The 17,237-nt window shown below is 64.2% G+C and carries 17 protein-coding genes; 7 read left to right on the top strand and 10 right to left on the bottom strand.

All coding sequences use genetic code 11. The features are described 5' to 3' along the window. Window positions 1-43: 43 nt before the first annotated feature. Window positions 44-1,018 (top strand): LysR substrate-binding domain-containing protein, encoded by a 975-nt coding sequence (locus AC6CIG_RS09115; RefSeq protein WP_437408306.1) that lies wholly within the window; start codon window positions 44-46, stop codon window positions 1,016-1,018. On the opposite strand, the gene AC6CIG_RS09110 is transcribed toward AC6CIG_RS09115, so the two are convergent. Both AC6CIG_RS09110 and AC6CIG_RS09105 read right to left on the bottom strand, forming a co-directional pair. Further along, entirely contained in the window at window positions 991-2,340 is a 1,350-nt protein-coding gene (locus AC6CIG_RS09110; RefSeq protein ID WP_324763014.1) for a putative bifunctional diguanylate cyclase/phosphodiesterase, read from the bottom strand. The genes AC6CIG_RS09115 and AC6CIG_RS09110 overlap by 28 nt on opposite strands. Continuing rightward, the gene (locus AC6CIG_RS09105; RefSeq protein WP_437408305.1) at window positions 2,337-4,202 is read right to left on the bottom strand and encodes a response regulator; all 1,866 of its coding nucleotides are present in this window, start codon (window positions 4,200-4,202) and stop codon (window positions 2,337-2,339) included. The genes AC6CIG_RS09110 and AC6CIG_RS09105 overlap by 4 nt, the downstream gene beginning before the upstream one ends. A gap of 239 nt (window positions 4,203-4,441) precedes the next feature. Between AC6CIG_RS09105 and mutL the strand changes: the two genes are divergently transcribed. Both mutL and AC6CIG_RS09095 read left to right on the top strand, forming a co-directional pair. After that, window positions 4,442-6,253 (top strand): DNA mismatch repair endonuclease MutL, encoded by a 1,812-nt coding sequence (gene mutL, locus AC6CIG_RS09100; protein ID WP_437408304.1) that lies wholly within the window; start codon window positions 4,442-4,444, stop codon window positions 6,251-6,253. Between the two features lie 93 nt (window positions 6,254-6,346). Next, window positions 6,347-6,577 (top strand): DUF2093 domain-containing protein, encoded by a 231-nt coding sequence (locus AC6CIG_RS09095; RefSeq protein ID WP_018094360.1) that lies wholly within the window; start codon window positions 6,347-6,349, stop codon window positions 6,575-6,577. Here AC6CIG_RS09095 and lpxK read toward each other — a convergent pair whose 3' ends face one another. The 6 genes from lpxK to AC6CIG_RS09065 form a co-directional block, all read right to left on the bottom strand. After that, a complete protein-coding gene (lpxK, locus tag AC6CIG_RS09090; RefSeq protein ID WP_437408303.1) occupies window positions 6,578-7,618 on the bottom strand; it encodes a tetraacyldisaccharide 4'-kinase in 1,041 nt (346 codons plus the stop codon). Window positions 7,619-7,759: 141 nt separating this feature from the next. Continuing rightward, a complete protein-coding gene (locus tag AC6CIG_RS09085) occupies window positions 7,760-8,470 on the bottom strand; it encodes an HAD family hydrolase (protein WP_018094358.1) in 711 nt (236 codons plus the stop codon). Window positions 8,471-8,497: 27 nt separating this feature from the next. After that, the gene (waaA, locus tag AC6CIG_RS09080) at window positions 8,498-9,811 is read right to left on the bottom strand and encodes a lipid IV(A) 3-deoxy-D-manno-octulosonic acid transferase (RefSeq protein ID WP_018094357.1); all 1,314 of its coding nucleotides are present in this window, start codon (window positions 9,809-9,811) and stop codon (window positions 8,498-8,500) included. 37 nt (window positions 9,812-9,848) lie between these two features. Further along, on the bottom strand, window positions 9,849-10,085 hold the full coding sequence (locus AC6CIG_RS09075) for a DUF4170 domain-containing protein (protein ID WP_275596682.1): 237 nt from the start codon (window positions 10,083-10,085) through the stop codon (window positions 9,849-9,851). A 60-nt stretch (window positions 10,086-10,145) separates the two neighbouring features. Beyond that, on the bottom strand, window positions 10,146-10,964 hold the full coding sequence (locus AC6CIG_RS09070) for a 3'(2'),5'-bisphosphate nucleotidase CysQ (RefSeq protein WP_100669295.1): 819 nt from the start codon (window positions 10,962-10,964) through the stop codon (window positions 10,146-10,148). A gap of 45 nt (window positions 10,965-11,009) precedes the next feature. Beyond that, a complete protein-coding gene (locus tag AC6CIG_RS09065; protein WP_100669297.1) occupies window positions 11,010-12,356 on the bottom strand; it encodes a TldD/PmbA family protein in 1,347 nt (448 codons plus the stop codon). A 151-nt stretch (window positions 12,357-12,507) separates the two neighbouring features. Here AC6CIG_RS09065 and AC6CIG_RS09060 point away from each other — a divergent pair, with 151 nt between their 5' ends. The 4 genes from AC6CIG_RS09060 to AC6CIG_RS09045 all read left to right on the top strand — a co-directional run bounded on the left by AC6CIG_RS09060 (window position 12,508) and on the right by AC6CIG_RS09045 (window position 15,602). Further along, window positions 12,508-14,334 carry a monovalent cation:proton antiporter-2 (CPA2) family protein gene (locus AC6CIG_RS09060; RefSeq protein WP_018094353.1) on the top strand — a complete coding sequence of 609 codons (1,827 nt, stop codon included), beginning with the start codon at window positions 12,508-12,510 and terminating at the stop codon, window positions 14,332-14,334. Window positions 14,335-14,523: 189 nt separating this feature from the next. Next, entirely contained in the window at window positions 14,524-14,778 is a 255-nt protein-coding gene (locus AC6CIG_RS09055) for a type II toxin-antitoxin system VapB family antitoxin (RefSeq protein WP_100669301.1), read from the top strand. Continuing rightward, window positions 14,778-15,164, top strand: coding sequence for a type II toxin-antitoxin system VapC family toxin (locus tag AC6CIG_RS09050; RefSeq protein ID WP_437408302.1), 387 nt, complete (start codon window positions 14,778-14,780; stop codon window positions 15,162-15,164). The genes AC6CIG_RS09055 and AC6CIG_RS09050 overlap by 1 nt, the downstream gene beginning before the upstream one ends. Before the next feature lie 246 nt (window positions 15,165-15,410). Next, the gene (locus AC6CIG_RS09045) at window positions 15,411-15,602 is read left to right on the top strand and encodes a hypothetical protein (RefSeq protein WP_437408301.1); all 192 of its coding nucleotides are present in this window, start codon (window positions 15,411-15,413) and stop codon (window positions 15,600-15,602) included. 98 nt (window positions 15,603-15,700) lie between these two features. Here the strand turns inward: AC6CIG_RS09045 and AC6CIG_RS09040 are convergent, their stop codons facing one another. Next, window positions 15,701-16,600 (bottom strand): patatin-like phospholipase family protein, encoded by a 900-nt coding sequence (locus tag AC6CIG_RS09040; protein WP_100669305.1) that lies wholly within the window; start codon window positions 16,598-16,600, stop codon window positions 15,701-15,703. Window positions 16,601-16,672: 72 nt separating this feature from the next. Next, window positions 16,673-17,233 (bottom strand): 16S rRNA (guanine(966)-N(2))-methyltransferase RsmD, encoded by a 561-nt coding sequence (gene rsmD, locus AC6CIG_RS09035; RefSeq protein ID WP_018094348.1) that lies wholly within the window; start codon window positions 17,231-17,233, stop codon window positions 16,673-16,675. Between the last annotated feature and the right edge of the window lie 4 nt (window positions 17,234-17,237).

The following is a 17,237-nucleotide window of genomic DNA, read 5'->3' as shown; positions in this document are numbered from 1 at the left end:
TTGTAACGCAGGAAAAATTTGACGCTTGATATAAGTGGTACTTATGGAAAACCTGCGCCGTCTCCTACCGTCTGCCGCGAGCCTCATCGTCTTCGAGGCAGCCGGCCGGCATCAGAACTTCACACGCGCTGCCGGTGAGCTCGGAATGACTCAGGCAGCGGTGTCCTACGCCATTCGAGGACTCGAGAACCAGCTGGGCGTGCCGCTGTTCCACCGTGTGCACCGGGCCGTCGAACTGACGGAGGCGGGAGAAAAGTTTCACGCGGATGTCTCGGTCGGCCTCGCGCGGATCCAGAAGTCGGCCGAAGACATCCGCGCCAAAGGGCGCGAGACTAATGTGACGCTGGCGGCCTCGACGGCCTTCACCTCCATGTGGATGCTGCCGCGGCTAGCCCGGCTGCGCGAAGACCTGCCGGAGATCGACCTTCGCATCCAGACAAGCGTGCGCGACCTCGATCTGGATGAGGAGCCGATCCCGCTCGGAATTCGTGGCGGGGACCCCAGCCATTGGCCGCGCTATCACGCGGCGGTGCTGGCCGATGAAGTCATTCAGGCCGTGGCGACACCCGCCTATATCGAGACGCATGGGCTGCCGGCAACGCCCGCGGACCTCATCAGGCACAATCTTATCCACCTCGAAGAGCCCGTAAGGCGGGCCTGCGACTGGACCGAATGGTTCGCGAGCGCGGGCCTTGCCTATCCGGCGCAAGGCAAAAGGCTCGCGATCAACGATTACGTGCTCGTGATCCAGGCCGTGCTGGCGGGAGAGGGTATTGCGCTCGGCTGGGAGCATCTGACCGCCCGACAGGTGCGCTCCGGCGCGCTGGTGCCGGTCGGGGGGCATGTGCTGAAGACGGGCCAGGCCTTCTACGTCGTCTGGCCGCGGTCACGCGAACTCAACAGTCAGGCGCGCCGCATCCGCGACTGGCTTTTGGAGGAGGGCCGCAGCGATCGTTCGGGGGCCGAAACCGTAAGCGGGCATGAGGCGCTTCAGCGCGCCGCCGCCATATCCGGGTAATGCTCGGAAAGGTAACGCAAGGTGGCATCGGCATCGGCGGGCTTGCCGTAGAAATAGCCCTGTCCCAGGCCGCAGCCGAGCGCCTTGAGCTTCAGCGCCTCGGATGAATGCTCGATGCCTTCGGCGACCACGGCGAGTTCCAGCCCCTCGCACATCGAAACGATAGCCTTGACGATATGTTCTGAAGTCCGGTCGGTGGAAATCCCCGAAACGAAGGTCCGGTCTATCTTCACCTTGTCGAGGGAAAAATCCCTGAGCCGCCCGAGGCTCGACTGGCCCGTTCCGAAATCGTCCAGCGACACGCGCACGCCGGCCGCTCTCAATTCGGTGACGATCCTCTGGGCAGTGCCGGCGTCGGCCATCGCAGCGGTCTCGGTTATCTCGAGTTCGAGGCGCCGGGGGTCGAGGCCCACCTGAGCTGTGATTGCCAGGAGCCGAGCGCTCGTCGCCGGATCCATCAGCTGGACCGAGGACAGGTTGAAGGACAGGAAGAGGTCCTCCGGCCAGGACAGGGCAGCCCGCGCCGCCTTGCGCAGAAGCATTTCGGAAAGCGCGTCGATGAATCCGCGCTCTTCCGCGAAAGGCACGAAGACGGCCGGCGAGACATAGCCGAGGTCGGCGTCGCACCACCGCGCCAGCGCCTCGAAACCCACCGGACGGTCGCTGCGCAGATCGACGATCGGTTGAAAGTGGACATCGATCCCACCGGCGATGATCGCATTGCGCAGTGCCTGCTCAAGCTGCGTCGCGTGCTTCATCTCCTGTGCGATCTCTTGCGAGTACACGGTGATCTGTCCGCGGCCACGCCGTTTGGAGCGGTAGAGCGCGGTATCGGCGCTCTTCAGCAGGTCGTCGAACGTATCTCCGGCAAAGGGATAGACAGCAAAGCCGAACGAGGCCGAGAGCCGAACGTTCCGGTCGCCGAGTGCGAAGGGCGAAGAGAGCACTTCCTTTAGCATCTGGCCGCGCTTCTCCGCACTCCTTCGTTCAAAGACCAGCGGCAGGACGATGGCGAATTCGTCATCGGCGGTACGCGTCACCGTCGCGCCCTCGGGAACGCAGGCCTTCAGCCGGTGCGCCACCTGGCGCAGGATCTGATCGCCGGCCTCAGGGCCGAAGAGGTCGTTGATCGGCTTGAACCCGTCCAGATTTGCAAGAGCGATGGTAAAGGGCGCGGGATCGCTTGCCCGTTCGGCCGCGAGGGCGCAGACGGTTTGCTTGAGGTGGCGTGCATTGCCGAGCTCGGTCAATGGATCGACGAAGGAGGCACTATACGGCCTGTCCCGCTTCGCCCGATCGATACCGAGCTCCTGCAATGTCATTGCGATCCGCTCCGACCAGAACCCGAAGCGTGCCTTTCGGCCGCCGGAAGGTGTTTCCGCAGCAGCATCTCGATCATATCCGGGCTGACCGGCTTCATGATGTGGTCATCCATTCCCGATGTCCTGCAGCGCTCGAGGTCGATATCGAGCGCCTGGGCGGTCACGGCCACGATCGGCGTGCGACGGCCCGTGCCCTTCTCGGCCTGTCGAATGGCAATGGCGGCTTCAAAGCCGTTCATCACCGGCATGGAGACGTCCATCAGAACCAGGGCGGGCTGGAGTTCGTGCCAGAGGTCCACCGCTTCTCTTCCATCCGCGGCGATCCGGTGGGAAATCCCGAGCCCCTCCAAGATCTGCGCGAAGACGAACTGGTTGACCTGGTTGTCCTCCGCGACGAGGACTTCCACCGTCGGCGCATGCGTCACGGGCGCGAGATCGCGGTCGAGCGCAATCCCCCATTCGGGCTGCAGCAAGGGCGAACGCGCGCCGCGGGCGCGGACAGCGAAGATCTCCCCAAGCAGGATCGTGGCATCCATATCGCTCGATACCTCGACCCATGTACAGGCGCGCCAGGAGGCGAGAACGCGATGCTTCTCCGGAAAAGCGATGTCGAGCAGAAGAAGGTCGATCTCCAATCCGCGGGCCCCGGCGGTCATCGCGAAGGCGTCGAGTTCCTCGCCATTGCGGACCGCACAGGCGTCGAGCCCGAAGCCGCGCAGCCGCGCCACGAATCGCTCTTCCATGACCCGGTCGGCGGTCGCCAGAAGCACGCGCAATTCCCGCGCCGGCAGCATGTCGATCTTCGATCCGGCGTGGGCGAGTTGCTGCAAGTCGAGCGACCGGAAGGGATCGTAGAAATTCTGCGCAGGCGTGAAGATGCTATAGTCCCGGATCTGCAGACCGGTGTCGCCGCCTTTTTCCGAGCCGTCATACCAGACGGCGATATCGGTGACGTCGGTCATGCAGGTGACGACGAAATGGCGGCCGGGCAGGCCGATACGATATTTGCGCGTCACGACCCAAAGGTCGCTGCCGTCGGCGCGAACGATATGCTCCGCCTCCGAATGCGACATGCCTGTCTCCAGGACGTGGCGGTCCGACCGTTCGAAGTGCTCCGCAAGCTCCGTTTCTACGAGGTCCGAGGCGGAACGTCCGAGCATGGCGTCCGGCGCGAGATCGTGGATGACGCAGAAGGCCTTGTTTACGGCGATGTAGCGGAGGTTGCTGTCCTTGACGCAGATGGGATTGGGCTGAGCGTTGAGGATCTCTTCCGTCAGGGCGATCCGCTGGAGATCGGTCCGGGCCTGCTCGTCGCGCTTCTTCTGTTCGGAGACGTCGCTGACGGCGAGAAGGCCGATACCGCTCGACAGCCGCCGCTGACGCAGAGAGAGCCAGCGCGTACGGCCGGCCCTTTCGACGTTCTCGTAGCGTTCCCGCCAGTGGAGCGCCATCTGCTCGGCGATCCAGTCTTCGCGGTTCGGCCTGTGCCGGCTGGACTCCGGCAAGGTTCCGGGGCGCACGCCGGTATCGTATACCGCCCCCAGAAAATCGCGCAGCCGCGTCCCGGGAACCAGCATGCCGGCGGGCACGGGGAAAAATTGCAGTATCGAGGCGCTCGCGAAGGTGATGGTGTCGTCCCGGCCGAAAACGAGCAAGGCGGCGCCAAGCGTTTCGCCGCTTGCCTCCAGAATGATCCTGCTGATGTCTGCGCCGCCCGACGCCACATCATTCATCGCGCTGCCCTCGTTCCCGCTACAGCGCCAGCCGTCCTTGGACGCATAACGGGTGCTGTAGCACTCTGTCCGCTGAACGGCCTTCCCGGCCCGGCTACGGTCCGGCCAACCGATCAGCAGCGGTTTCATTTCGGGACATGCTGGCCGCCTTTGAGGCATCCTTTTGAAGGGATGCGGGCGGCGTCCAGCAACGCCGCGGTGCTCCAGAGGCAAAAACCCGACGATCATTCAGGTTGCTGTGGAAAATTGCAGCAGAACGTTAAAGCCCGATTAAGTCGCAATACCGCTTTTTGCAGGTCCGGCCGGAAGCCTTGGAGAAGTGTGAGCGCGGGGCTTTCCCTCCCTCTCCGAATCCTGGAAAATAGGGCATGGCCATCAAGCAACTTTCCGAAACGCTCATCAATCAGATCGCCGCCGGCGAAGTCATCGAACGACCGGCGAGCGCCGCGAAGGAATTGATCGAGAACGCGCTCGATGCGGGCGCGACGAGGATCGAGATCGCGACCGCCTGTGGCGGCAAGACGCTCCTCAGGGTCACCGACAACGGCATCGGCATGTCGCCGGCCGATCTCGAACTGGCGATCCGCCGCCATTGCACCTCCAAGCTCGACGACAGCCTCGCCGATATCCGGACGCTCGGTTTCCGCGGCGAAGCCCTGCCCTCGATCGGATCGGTGGCGCGCCTGTCGATCACCACGAGGACGGCGGAGGCCCGGGAAGGCGCGGCGATCACGGTCACCGGCGGCAGGAGCGAGCCCGCCCGGCCGTCGGCCGCTATCGTAGGCACCGTGGTCGAGGTGCGCGACCTCTTCTTCGCGACCCCGGCGCGGCTGAAATTCATGAAGTCGGAAAAGGCCGAGGCGGCGGCGATCTCGGAAGTCGTCCGGCGTATGGCGATCGCCTTTCCGAGAGTGCGTTTCGTGCTTTCCGGCTCCGATCGCACGACGCTCGAATTCCCCGCAACAGGCGACGACCGGCTGGCGCGGATGGCGCAAGTGCTCGGCCGCGATTTCCGCGACAATGCCATCGAGATCGACGCCGAGCGCGAGGATGCGCGGCTGACTGGCTTTGCCGGCGTGCCGACTTTCAACCGCGGCAATTCGCTTCAGCAATATGCCTTCGTCAACGGCCGGCCGGTCCAGGACAAGCTGATCATGTCCGCGATCCGCGCCGCCTATGCCGAGACCATTCCGCAGGGGCGCTACCCGATCGCGGTGCTGTCGATCACGCTCGACCCGGCTCTCGTCGACGTCAATGTCCATCCGGCAAAATCCGACGTGCGCTTCCGCGATCCCGGACTGATCCGCGGCTTGATTATCGGCGCCATCCGCGAGGCGCTGGCGCGTGAGGGAGACCGGGCGGCGACGACCGGGGCGCATGGGCTGATGCGCGCCTTCCGTCCCGAGTTCCACCGGGCAGACAGGCCGCAGGAGCCCTGGACGGCCGCCGCCTCGCCCTATCGGCCGCTGCGCTTCGACGAGACCGCGCGGGGTTTTGCAGAAGCACCCCAGGCGGCCTTCTCCGATTTCGCCCAGCCATCGGCGCGCAGCGCTGCCGCCGCCGTCGAGGCGACGCGGGCCGCCGATGGGCGGGCGGTTTCCTTCCCGCTTGGTGCCGCCCGCGCCCAGCTTCATGAAAACTATATCGTCGCCCAGACCGACGACGGGCTCGTGATCGTCGACCAGCACGCCGCCCATGAGCGTCTCGTCTTCGAGACGATGCGGACGGCGCTCCACGCCCGCCCGGTACCGGCGCAGGCGCTGCTGATCCCCGAGATCGTCGACCTGCCGGAAGACGATTGCGACCGGCTGATTGCGCATGCGCAGGAGTTCACGCGCCTGGGACTGGCCATCGAGCGTTTCGGCCCCGCGGCGATCGCCGTCCGCGAAACGCCGGCGATGCTCGGAGAAATGGACGCCGCCGGACTGGTTCGCCAGCTTGCCGACGAGCTTGCGGAATGGGATACGGCCGGTGGGCTCGCCGGCCGGCTCGAATATCTCGCCGCCACCATGGCCTGCCACGGCTCGGTTCGCTCGGGCCGCCGGTTGCGCACCGAAGAGATGAACGCTCTGCTTCGCCAGATGGAGGCCACGCCCGGCTCCGGGCAATGCAATCACGGCCGGCCGACCTATATCGAGCTGAAGCTGACCGACATCGAGCGGCTTTTCGGGCGGAGCTGAGACCCTGCTGGAACCATCTTCCGAAACCGCTGGTTTTTTGCAGAGCGCCGCGATAGATCAGGACGTCCACGATTAGACGAGGCCCGTTCAGGCATGATGAACCGTTTTGAAGGAAGCTCCTCCCGGGAGGCGAAGATCCGCTATCTCGACGGAGACTTCCAAGTCGTACTTGCCGGCTCGCACGTGATCTGTGCCGTTACGGGCAAGCCCGTTCCGGTCGATGAACTCAGGTACTGGAGCGTCGCGCGCCAGGAGGCTTACGCCGACGCGGATGCCTCGCTCGAAGCGGAACGACGCGCCGGCGGCCTGGCGGGTCAGGCTTGACTAACCCGTCTTGCGCTCGCGCAATCGGCGGGCGCGGGCGGAGGCAAGTGTCGCGTCGATGATTGCACCCGGCGCTGCCGGATCGTCGAAGCGCACCTCGATCTCGATCACGCGGCTTTTCGCCGCCAGTTCCCCTGCCCGCCCGTGTCCGGGCTCCAGGCGAACCATGTCCTTGGCGGTGGTCACCAGCGTATAGCCCCGGCTTGCGGCACGGTCGATCAGATCGGCAATCTCGTCTTCGGAGAAATGGTGGTGATCCGGGAAGGTCCGGGTCTCTTCGATCACCGCGCCGGTCTCGCGAACGGTCTTGAAGAACTTTTCCGGATCCGCGATTCCGGCCCAGGCAAGGACCTTGACGCCGTCGAGCGGCCCTGTATCCGTGCGCACCGTTTCGGCCACATAGACGGGCTTGCCGGCCCGTGCCGCCTGGCGGACGAGAGTATCGGCGGCGGAGCCGTGGCCGAGTTTGAGGAGAGCGTTGGCATGGCGCAGCTGATTGCCGATCGGCGCCCGAACAGGGCCGGAAGGCACGAGATGGCCATTGCCGATACCGCGGCCGGAATCGACCACCAGAAGGGCGAAATCGAAGACGAGCCGGGCACTCTGGAAGCCATCATCCATGATGATGATATCGGCGCCTTCCGCAGCAAGCTTGCGTGCGCCATCCACCCTGCGTCGGCAGATCACGGTGAGGGCCTCGCGGGCAAGCAGCAGCGGCTCGTCGCCGACGTCGCGCGCGCGATGGTGCTCGGGGTCGACCACCGTCGTGACGTCCAGCGACCCGCCATAGCCGCGGCTCAGGAAAGCGGGCTTCAGGCCCCGTGCCCTGGCGGCACGTGCAATCGCGATCGCCGTCGGGGTCTTTCCGGCTCCGCCGACGGTGAAGTTGCCTATGCAGATCAGCGGCACGGCGGAGGTCGCCCGGCGCGCCCGGTCCATGCGCATCCCGGCGATCCGGCCGTAAACCCAGGAAAAGGGCCAAAGAGCATAGGCGCGCCAGTCGGCCTTGGTCCACCAGAACGGGGGCGCTTCTGAAACCATCTTTACCCGTAAATATCCGTGCGGCCGCTCCTGCACCTGGAGGGCAGGAAGGGCAAATCCAGAACTTTCCGCCGCGGGCATCGGCCGTGAGCGGTGTGACCGGCGACAAAGAACGTCAGAACGGAGAAAAAGGCAAGCCGATCAGTTCGTGAGCACCGCTTCCAGCTCGGTAATATCGGCGAGGCAGTGGTCGCAAGACGCGGCAAGCGACTGGCGCGATCCGGTGCCGGTCAAAACGGCAACCGTCATGCCGACGCCCGCACTGCGGCCCATATGCATGTCGTGATTGTTGTCGCCGACTACGGCCACCTCGTCGGGTGCAAGCCCCGTTGCGGCGCAAAACCCGAGCACCATGCCGGGCTCCGGCTTTGTGCCATAGCCGCTATCGTAGCCGGCGACGTAATGGAGGTAGTCCTCGAAACCGAAGCGTTTGGCGGTTTCCCGGATCGATCGCTCGTTGTCGCTGGAGGCGACGCCGAGCCGGTAGCCTTTCGCGTGCAGCCCGGCAAAAAAGGACGCGAGATCGGTCACCGGCACGGCATAATGCGCGGATTGTGCAAAGAGCCCGTCGAACAGCGCCGTCAATTCTTCCACTGTAAACGGCGCGCCGGCGCCGACCATGCCGGTGGCAATCTCCACGGTATTCCCGGCCGCAAGCAGGCTATCGGGAACGACATATCCGGTCTCCGGATCCATCCCGCCCGCCTGGAGGAGGACACGCGCAAGGCTCTCATTGCCCTTGGCGGCGATCCGCGCCAGCTCGTAATTCACCGGCACCCAGCTCTTCACGTAGTCGAGAAGGGTGCCGTCCTTGTCGAACAATATGCCGGCGATCGGTTTCGTTGCGGGCATGGTCCCTTCCAATCGAGACTTCACGTTTCAGGCTTCAGGGCGCGGCTCCAGCCGCGCCTTCACCACCAGCGGGTTGATGTAGGGGTCGAGCCCCTTCATCGTCGCCGTCAGCGCGCCCCGCATCTGTTGCACGGTTTCGAGTCCGGCATCGATCATCGAGCGACGCATGTCGTCGTTGGCGAGCAGGTAGTTGACCCCCTTGGCGAGCATCTCCGTGTCGCGCACGATCTTGGCGCTGCCGTTCTTTGCGAGCATCTGGTAGGTCTCGCGAAAATTCTGCACATTCCCGCCGGAGAGCACCGCGCAGCCGAGCATGGCCGGCTCGAGCGGGTTCTGGCCGCCCTCGGCGAAAAGCGAACGTCCGACGAAAGCGACCTCCGTCAGCCTCAGATAGAGCCCCATTTCGCCGATCGTATCGCCGAGTAGAATGTCGACTTCCGGTGTGACCGGATCGCCGCGCGTGCGGCGCGCGACGGTCAACCCCTTCGCGACCAGGGCAGCCTCGATCGCGTCGCAACGCTCCGGATGGCGAGGAACGATGATCGTCAGCAGGCCGGTTCTCTCCTTCAGCGCCTGGTGAACGGTCCCGGCCGCATTCTCCTCCCCCTCGAAGGTCGAGATCGCAGCCCAGGTCTTTCGTGCACCGATCTGCTGGCGGTATTCGCGCAGGTCCCTGGGATCGTGCGGCGGCGCGTCGTTGTCCACCTTGAGGTTGCCGGAGACCGTAACCGGGAGCGCACCCAGAGTGCGGAAACGCTCCGCATCGACATCGGACTGAGCGATGACGAGCGCAAGATTTTCGAAGAGGGCATCGGCAAGCGACGGCCGGCGCCTCCATCGGGCGAAGGTGCGGTCGGAAAGACGGCCATTGACCAGAACCTGCGGAATATGGCGCCTGCCGAGCTCCATGATCGTCATCGGCCAGATCTCCGATTCGGCGATGATCGCCAGATCAGGCTGCCAATATTCCAGAAAACGGCTCACCGCCGGCTTGAAATCGAGCGGCACATACTGGTGCACGACGGCCGAGCCCAATCGCTCTGCGGCGACCCGCGCCGAGGTCGTCGTACCGGTGGTCAGCACCACGGCGATGCCCCGGCGGCGGATTTCCTTGATCAGCGGAGTGACTGCATTCGTCTCTCCGACACTGGCGGCGTGGAACCAGACGAGAGGGCCCTGCGGCCGCGGCGCACTAGCATAGCCATAGCGTTCGCGCCGGCGTGCCGGGTCCTCCTTGCCCTTCGCCGCGCGGAGCGCAAGATAGGACCAGAAGAAGGGATAGACGGCCGTTCCGAGCCAGCGATAGCCGGAAAGTGCCAGCCTTGCGCGCAGGCTGCTCATGAACGCTTGCCCTCCGCCGCGTCCGACGCCGACGGCATTACTTCGCTTCCGGATCGAGCAGGCGATGCATGTGGACGATGAAATAGCGCATATGCGCATTGTCGACGGTCATCTGAGCCTTGGCTTTCCAGGCGACATGCGCGCTCTCGTAGTCCGGGAAGATGCCGACGATATCCAGATTTTCCAGATCGCGAAACTGCACGTCGGTGAGCGTTGCCAATTCGCCGCCGAAGACGAGGTGCAGCCGTTGTTTTTTCTCGGAGTCGTGAGCCATCGAAATTCCATCTGTGTTCTTATTGGTGTTGGGGTGGTTTGCGGCATTCGCCCCTAAAGGTCAATGGGGCTCAAGCGGCCTGGAGGCGGCGAGCAACGCCGGCAGCGCGGTTCCCGAGGCCGCTCCCAGAACGCCGTGGGTGACAGTCGGGCGGTTGTAGGACAAGGGCTCGCCATCGAGACTGCAAAGCGCGCCCCCGGCGCGCGAAAGGATGAGGTCGGCGGCCGCCAAATCCCAGTCGTGCGAATTCCGCTTGACGATCGTTCCATCGATGCGTCCATCCGCGATCATCGCAAGGCGATAGGCGAGCGACGGCACGTGCGACACACGCATCATCCTGTTGCGATAGGGCAATGCCAGCCTGCCCATGACATCCTCGGCCGCCGCCACCTTCAGCACCGCGCCGGATGCCGCCTCCCGCACGGCAATCGCCTTGCCGTTCTTCCGCGCTTCGCCATCGCGGGTCGCCTGGAATATCTCGTCGAGGGCGGGCGCATAGAGAACGCCGGCCACAGGCTGGCCACGGTGGACGACGGCGACGCTGACGCACCAGAGATCCTTGCCGGCGATGAAGGCCCGGGTGCCGTCGATGGGATCGACGACAAAGACGGTCTCGCGGACGAGACGGCTTTCGTCGTCGTCGGTCTCCTCCGAAAGCCAGCCATAGTCCGGCCGTGCGGCGAGCAGCCGCCCCTTGAGGATGTCGTTGGCGGCGAGGTCGGCCTCGCTTACGGGGGAGCGGCCCTCATTTTTCCAGCGGACGTCCAGCGTCTTGCGGAAATAGCCGAGCGCAGTGTCGCCCGCCGCGACTGCAGCGGTAAGAATGAGTTCGAGGTCCTCGTCCCAGGCCGGGCGGATCGAAAGGGCTGTTTCTGACATGCAAATCCTTACACGCTGCGCTGTAGTGCAACGCACCGCCCACATTCAAGTTCCGGCGATCGTCATGCCTTCGATCGCAAGCGTCGGCGCGGCGATGCCGAACTTCCTGTCGATGTCGTCGGCCGGCGTCAGCGCCATGAACATCTGCTTGAGATTGGAGGCGATCGTCACCTCGGAAACGGGATAGAGGATTTCGCCGTTTTCAATCCAGAAGCCGGAGGCGCCGCGACTATATTCGCCCGTCACCATGTTGACACCCTGGCCGATGAGCTCGGTGACATAGAAGCCGGTGCCGACGCCGCGGATCAGATCGTCGCGCGAGACGGAGCCGGGTTCGAGGGCGAGATTGGTGGAGGCCGGGCTGACCGCCGGACCGCCGCGAACGCCGCGCCCGTTGGTCTCGAGGCCGAGCTCCCTGGCCGCAGACGTGGACAGGAACCAATGGCGCAGCACGCCATCCTCGACCATCGACAATTTCGAGCCGCTGACCCCCTCCCCGTCGAAAGGACGCGAGGAGGCGCCGCGGACGATCAACGGATCGTCGGTAACGGCAATGCCCGATTTCATGATCTGCTTGCCCATCATGTCGCGCAGGAAGCTGGTCTTGCGGGCGACAGACGCTCCGTTGATGGCTCCCGCAAGATGTCCGACGAAGCCGCGTGCGACGCGCGGATCGAAAACGACCGTCACGTTCTTCTGCGTCGCGACGCGGCGGGGGTTGACGCGCGCCGCCGCCCGCTCGCCGGCGACCCGGCCGATATCCTCGGCAGTGCGGAGTTCATCGAAATAGAGGCGGCTGTCGAAGTCGTAATCCCGTTCCATCTTGGTGCCTTCGCCCGCGATGGCGCTGACGGAGCAGCCGAAACGGGTGGCCATATAGGAGCCGGAGAAACCATGAGACGTGACGAGCACGAGCCCGCCCATGCCGGCCGATGCGCCCGCCCCGCTGGAGTTGGTGACGCCTGTGACCGAAAGCGCGGCTCCTTCGGCGGCGAGCGCCGCCTCCGTGAGTGCTTCGGTCGATACGTCCCGGTTGTCGAAAAGTTCGAGATCCGGATAGGACTTCGCCAGGCGATCGGGGTCGGCAAGCGATGCGTAAGGATCCTCCGGCGACGCCTTCGCCATCGCCACCGCACGCTCTGCCAGGACCTTCAAGTCGAAGCCCGGATTGGCGGAAACACTGGCGACGCGCCGCCCGACAAAGACCCTGAGCGAGAAATCGTCGCTCTCGGAAGCTTCCGTCGCCTCCACCTTGCCGAGCCGCACCGAAACCGAACGGGAGCGGCCACGCACCACCACGGCATCCGCGGCATCCGCGCCGGCGCGGCGCGCCTGATCGACAAGCTCGGCGGCACGTTGCTCGAGGACGGCGGAATCGATCGTCTCAGACATGATTTTGGCCTTTCATTCCTGTCCCATTTATTGTGCACTGAAGCATGCATCAAGGGCATCATCGTGATTCCCGCCCCAGCAGCAAAATGATATGCGGCGGAATACGCCCTCTCCCACGGGTCCCCCGGCCGTTATAGCGGAAGCACCGAGCATGGAAACGACAACGATAATCTATTCGCAGGCGCTCATGCTGCTTGCCGGCGCCGTGATCGCAGCGCCGCTGTTCAAGCGTCTCGGGCTCGGCACCATCCTTGGTTACCTCGCCGCCGGCATCCTGATCGGTCCCGTCGCCCAGCAAATCACGGAAGGCGAAGAGATTCTGCATGTCTCGGAACTCGGCGTCGTCTTCCTGCTGTTCATCATCGGCCTCGAGCTGAAACCGTCGCGGCTGTGGCAGATGCGGCGCGACATCTTCGGTCTCGGTACGGCACAGGTCGTGATCACCGGGGCCGTTCTTTCGTTCCTGATCGCGTTCAGCGGTCTTCTCGGAGGCGCCGGCAGCGTCGTCGCCGGCTTCGGCCTGGCGCTATCCTCCACGGCCTTCGCCATGCAGATCCTGGAGGAGAACAACGATACCAACACGCGCTATGGCCAGCGCGCCTTCTCCATTCTCCTGCTCCAGGACCTGGCGATCGTGCCTCTGCTTGCGATCATTCCGCTGATGGCGGCGCAGGCACCGGAGGATACGACCACGCCGATCGAGGACTTCGCGATCGCCATCGCCGCCGTGGCCGCGCTTTTCGCCGCCGGTCGCTATCTTCTCAATCCGCTCTTTCAGGTGATCGCGCGCACCGGCGCGCGCGACGTCATGATCGCAGCCGCGCTTCTCGTCGTCATGGGCGCGGCGACGATGATGCAGCTCGCCGGTCTTTCCATGGCGATGGGCGCGTTCCTTGCAGGGGTGTTGCTGGCGGAATCGTCCTATCGTCATGAGCTGGAGGCCGACATCGAGCCATTCCGCGGCATCCTCCAGGCGCTTTTCTTCATGGCGGTCGGCCTGTCGCTCGAGCTCCATGTGGTGGCAGAGAACCTGCTGAGCATCATCATCGCCGTTCCCGTGCTGATGCTGGTAAAGAGCCTGGTCCTTTACGGACTGTGCCGGGCCGCCGGCTCACGCCACAACGACGCTGTGCGCATCGGCCTGCTTCTGCCGCAGGGCGGCGAATTCGGCTTCGTGCTCTTCACCGCAGCCGCCGCGGCCGGCGTCTTCTCGCAAGCCACGTCCTCCCTGCTCGTCGCCATCGTCACGCTCTCCATGGCGCTGACACCCGTGGCAGCGATGCTCTCCAGGCGGCTGATGCACAAGCAGGACGAACTGGCCGAGGAAATGGAAGAGGATTTCGAGGGCGCCGGCGCCGACGTGCTGATGATCGGTTTTTCCCGCTTCGCCCAGATCGCTTCGCAGATCCTTCTCGCGGGCGGCCGCGATGTGACGATCATCGACCATTCCGCGGCACGCGTGCGTCAGGCCGCCACATTCGGCTTTCGCATCTATTTCGGCGACGGCACACGCCTCGACGTCTTGCGAGCGGCCGGAATAGAGAAGGCGAAGATTGTCGCCGTGTGCACGCAGAAGAAGGAGGTCACGGACAAGATCATCGATCTCGTTCATGCCGAATACCCGAATGCCCGCATCTTCGCGCGGTCCTACGACCGCCTGCACACGCTGGAACTGCGCGCACGGGGTGTCGACTACGAATTGCGCGAGACGTTCGAGTCGGGTCTGCTTTTCGGCCGTAAGACGCTCGAGGCGCTCGGCGTGAACGGCGATGAAGCCATCGGCATCATGGACGATATCCGCCGCCGCGACGAGGCAAGGCTGGTGCTCCAGGAAGCGGAGGGCATCACCGCCGGCCGCGACATGCTGCATTCAAGGCCCGTCCGGCCGGAACCGCTGGTAAAGCCGAAGCGTGAAGTCACTCAGCCTGACGATGCTCTGCCGGATCTTGCCGACGAGACGCTGGAAAAGGCGGAGTGATATCAGGGCGCTCATGGTGTGGGTCGACCCGACTAAAACATCGGGGATCTACGAGAAAGGCCCTTCTGTCAGGGCCGAAATGACCTCCAGGGACTCTGACCGGCCCTACTGCCGCAATATGACGTGCGTTCTGGATATCAATGCGCCATCATGGTAGAATATTGAACGGTAGGAACCAGGAAGCATCTGATGGCGCTGAGCATCAAGGATATCGAAACCGAGCAGCTTGCCCGCACACTTGCCCGGCGGACCGGGGAATCCATCACGCTGGCCACCAAGCGTGCCCTCGAAGAACGATTGCGCCGAACCGACACCGCTGCCCGGCGCGCGGCCCTTCTGGAGGATCTGGAGGCCATTCAACGCCGCTGGAATGCCATGCCCGTCCTCGACGGTCGCAGCTCCGATGACATCATCGGTTATGACGAGGATGGACTCCCCTCATAATGGTAATCGACACATCCGCCATTGCCGCGATTGCCTTCAATGAACAGGAGGCCGGAAGTTTCCGCGAGAAAATCGCGCACGACCCGGTTAGGCTCATCTCCGCGGCAACCGCTCTGGAAGCAGCCACGGTAATCGAAACCCGGTTAGGCGAAGCTGCCGGCGCGGAACTTGACCTTTGGCTTTACAAGGCAAACGTGGAGATTGTTGCGGTAACCGCCGAGCATATGGACCAGGCCCGCCGTGCCTGGCGCCGTTTCGGCAAAGGCCGCCATCCGGCCGGTTTGAATTTCGGTGATTGTTTTTCCTACGCCCTAGCCTTTCTGACAAATGAACCGCTCCTGTTCAAGGGAAGTGATTTCTCGCAAACCGATATCCCGGCGGCGTAAGGCTCGCGCAGTTGGTCCTGCAGGAAGCAGAGGGTCACCGCCGGCCGCGACATGCTGCATTCAAGGCCCGTCCGGCCGCAACCGCTGGTAAAGCCGGAACGTGAAGTCACTCAGCCTGACGATGCTCTGCCGGATCTTTGCAACGAAACGCTGGAAAAGGCGGAGTGATATCAGGGCCTGTTAACACTTGTGCTAAGGCCTGTTGAGACTCATTTTGAGTTTATGACGGCTGCTGGGAGATGGATAATGGCGTTGAAGCTTGTTTCCTTTGATCGTAGCCGATCTGTGCTCGTCACAGGGATCCAGCAGCGCCGCGTCTGCGGCGCGGAAGAGCCTTTCCAGCCCAAGAACTTGGTCTGGCTGGATTCCTGTGACAAGCACAGGAATGAGGAAATCAAACAAGCCGCCGCGGGTGGCCAGAATCTCGACAGGCCTTAGAGCGGGGGAAAAGTGTGTGCGGTTTTCCGCCCGCATCCCGCGTCTCCGACCGGGGATTTTGTTCAAGCCGGTTGAACAGATCATTTGCCCCTGGTCGCCTATATCCCCTTCTTCCACCGATCGATGCGCTCTGCCAGCGCGCGCTTCACCTCGTCCTTGGTCCCGCTGGTGGCGGTCAGCAATTCCTGGGCCCGCAAAAAATCCAGGACGCGGAACCGCCCGACATCGGGACGCAGGAGAATATCCGGTGCGCCGGCCTGCATCTTCATCGTGATGATCGACTGCATCATCAACTGGGTCGCGCCGAACAGGCTGTCGATACGGCTCGGGATCGTCTCCCCGTCGCCATCCGGCCCGCCGACGACATCGACGGCGACGACGATATCTGCCAGTCCGCGCAGGTGATCGAAGGGGATCGGATTATAGATGCCGCCGTCGATCATCACGCGGCCGTCGATCTTCACCGGCATGAATACCGCCGGCAGGGCACAGGAGGCAGCGAGCGCCTTGTAGAGGTCCCCGCTTTCGCAGACCCGCTCCGTCTGCCCGTAATAGTCGGTGACGATGATTTTCAGGGGGATGGCCAGATCGGAGAAGCGGACAGGCACCGCCTCAGGCAGGAAGGCCTTCAGCACACGCTCTATATTGAACTGGCCGACGCGGAAGCCGCTCGCCACAGCCTCGGCAAGACTGGTCGGCCTCAATCGCCATAGGCGGTTGAGAACCTCCCCACGCCGGCCGACGGTCGAAAGCACGTGTTCACGGATTTCCTTCCCGCTCATGCCGGCGGCCACGCCCGCGCCCATGAGAGCGCCGATCGACGAACCGGCGACGACCGCCGGCCGAAGCCCCATCTCATCAAGCGCCTCGATGACATGGATGTGGGCAAGTCCGCGCGCGCCGCCGCCGCCGAGGGCAAGCGCGATGGTCGGCTCCCCCTCGCTACCCGCGGCTTTGCGTATCGTGGACAGGTTCTGCTCCATCGCCACCTCCGTCATCGGCCATCCTGCACGAGGGGCAGGCCGAGATCACGCGGAATCTGAACAGCTCCAACCGACTTTGCGCCGGTCTCAGGCGCCTCGGAAACGCAGAAAATGCATGAGCGTATCGCCGAAGGCGCGTTCGTCGACCGATTCGAAACTTTCGGAGAACTGCGGCCGGACGTCCGCGCGCTCCTCCAGGATTGCAAGGGCACCCGGAACGAGCCAACCGCCGCGGGCGGCCGCGGCCAGAGCGCGTTCGCCGAGACCCCTGCCATAGGGCGGATCTGCGAACACCAGATGAAACGGCTCCATCGTCCCGACCGGTCCGAGATCTGTCGCGTCGCGGCGAAAGATCTTGGCCCGCCCCTGAAGGCCGAGCGCCTCGATATTGATCCGCAGCAGCCCGCGTCCCTCGACCCCCTGCTCCACGAAGAGAGCCTGCCGGCAGCCGCGCGACAGCGCCTCGAGCCCGACGGCCCCCGTGCCCGCGAAAAGATCGAGAACGCGCGTTCCGTCAAGCGCCTCCGGATAGGCGTGGCTCAGGATGTTAAACAGGCTCTCGCGCGTGCGGTCCGTGGTCGGACGGATATCGTCCGACTTCGGCGCGGCCAGCGTGCGGCCGCGAAATTCTCCACCGACGATGCGCACGGCC

This window comes from Sinorhizobium sp. GQ132 (genome assembly GCF_059758575.1).
Note: the sequence above shows the minus strand (reverse complement) of the source record. Positions and strands in the feature narration are given on the sequence as shown.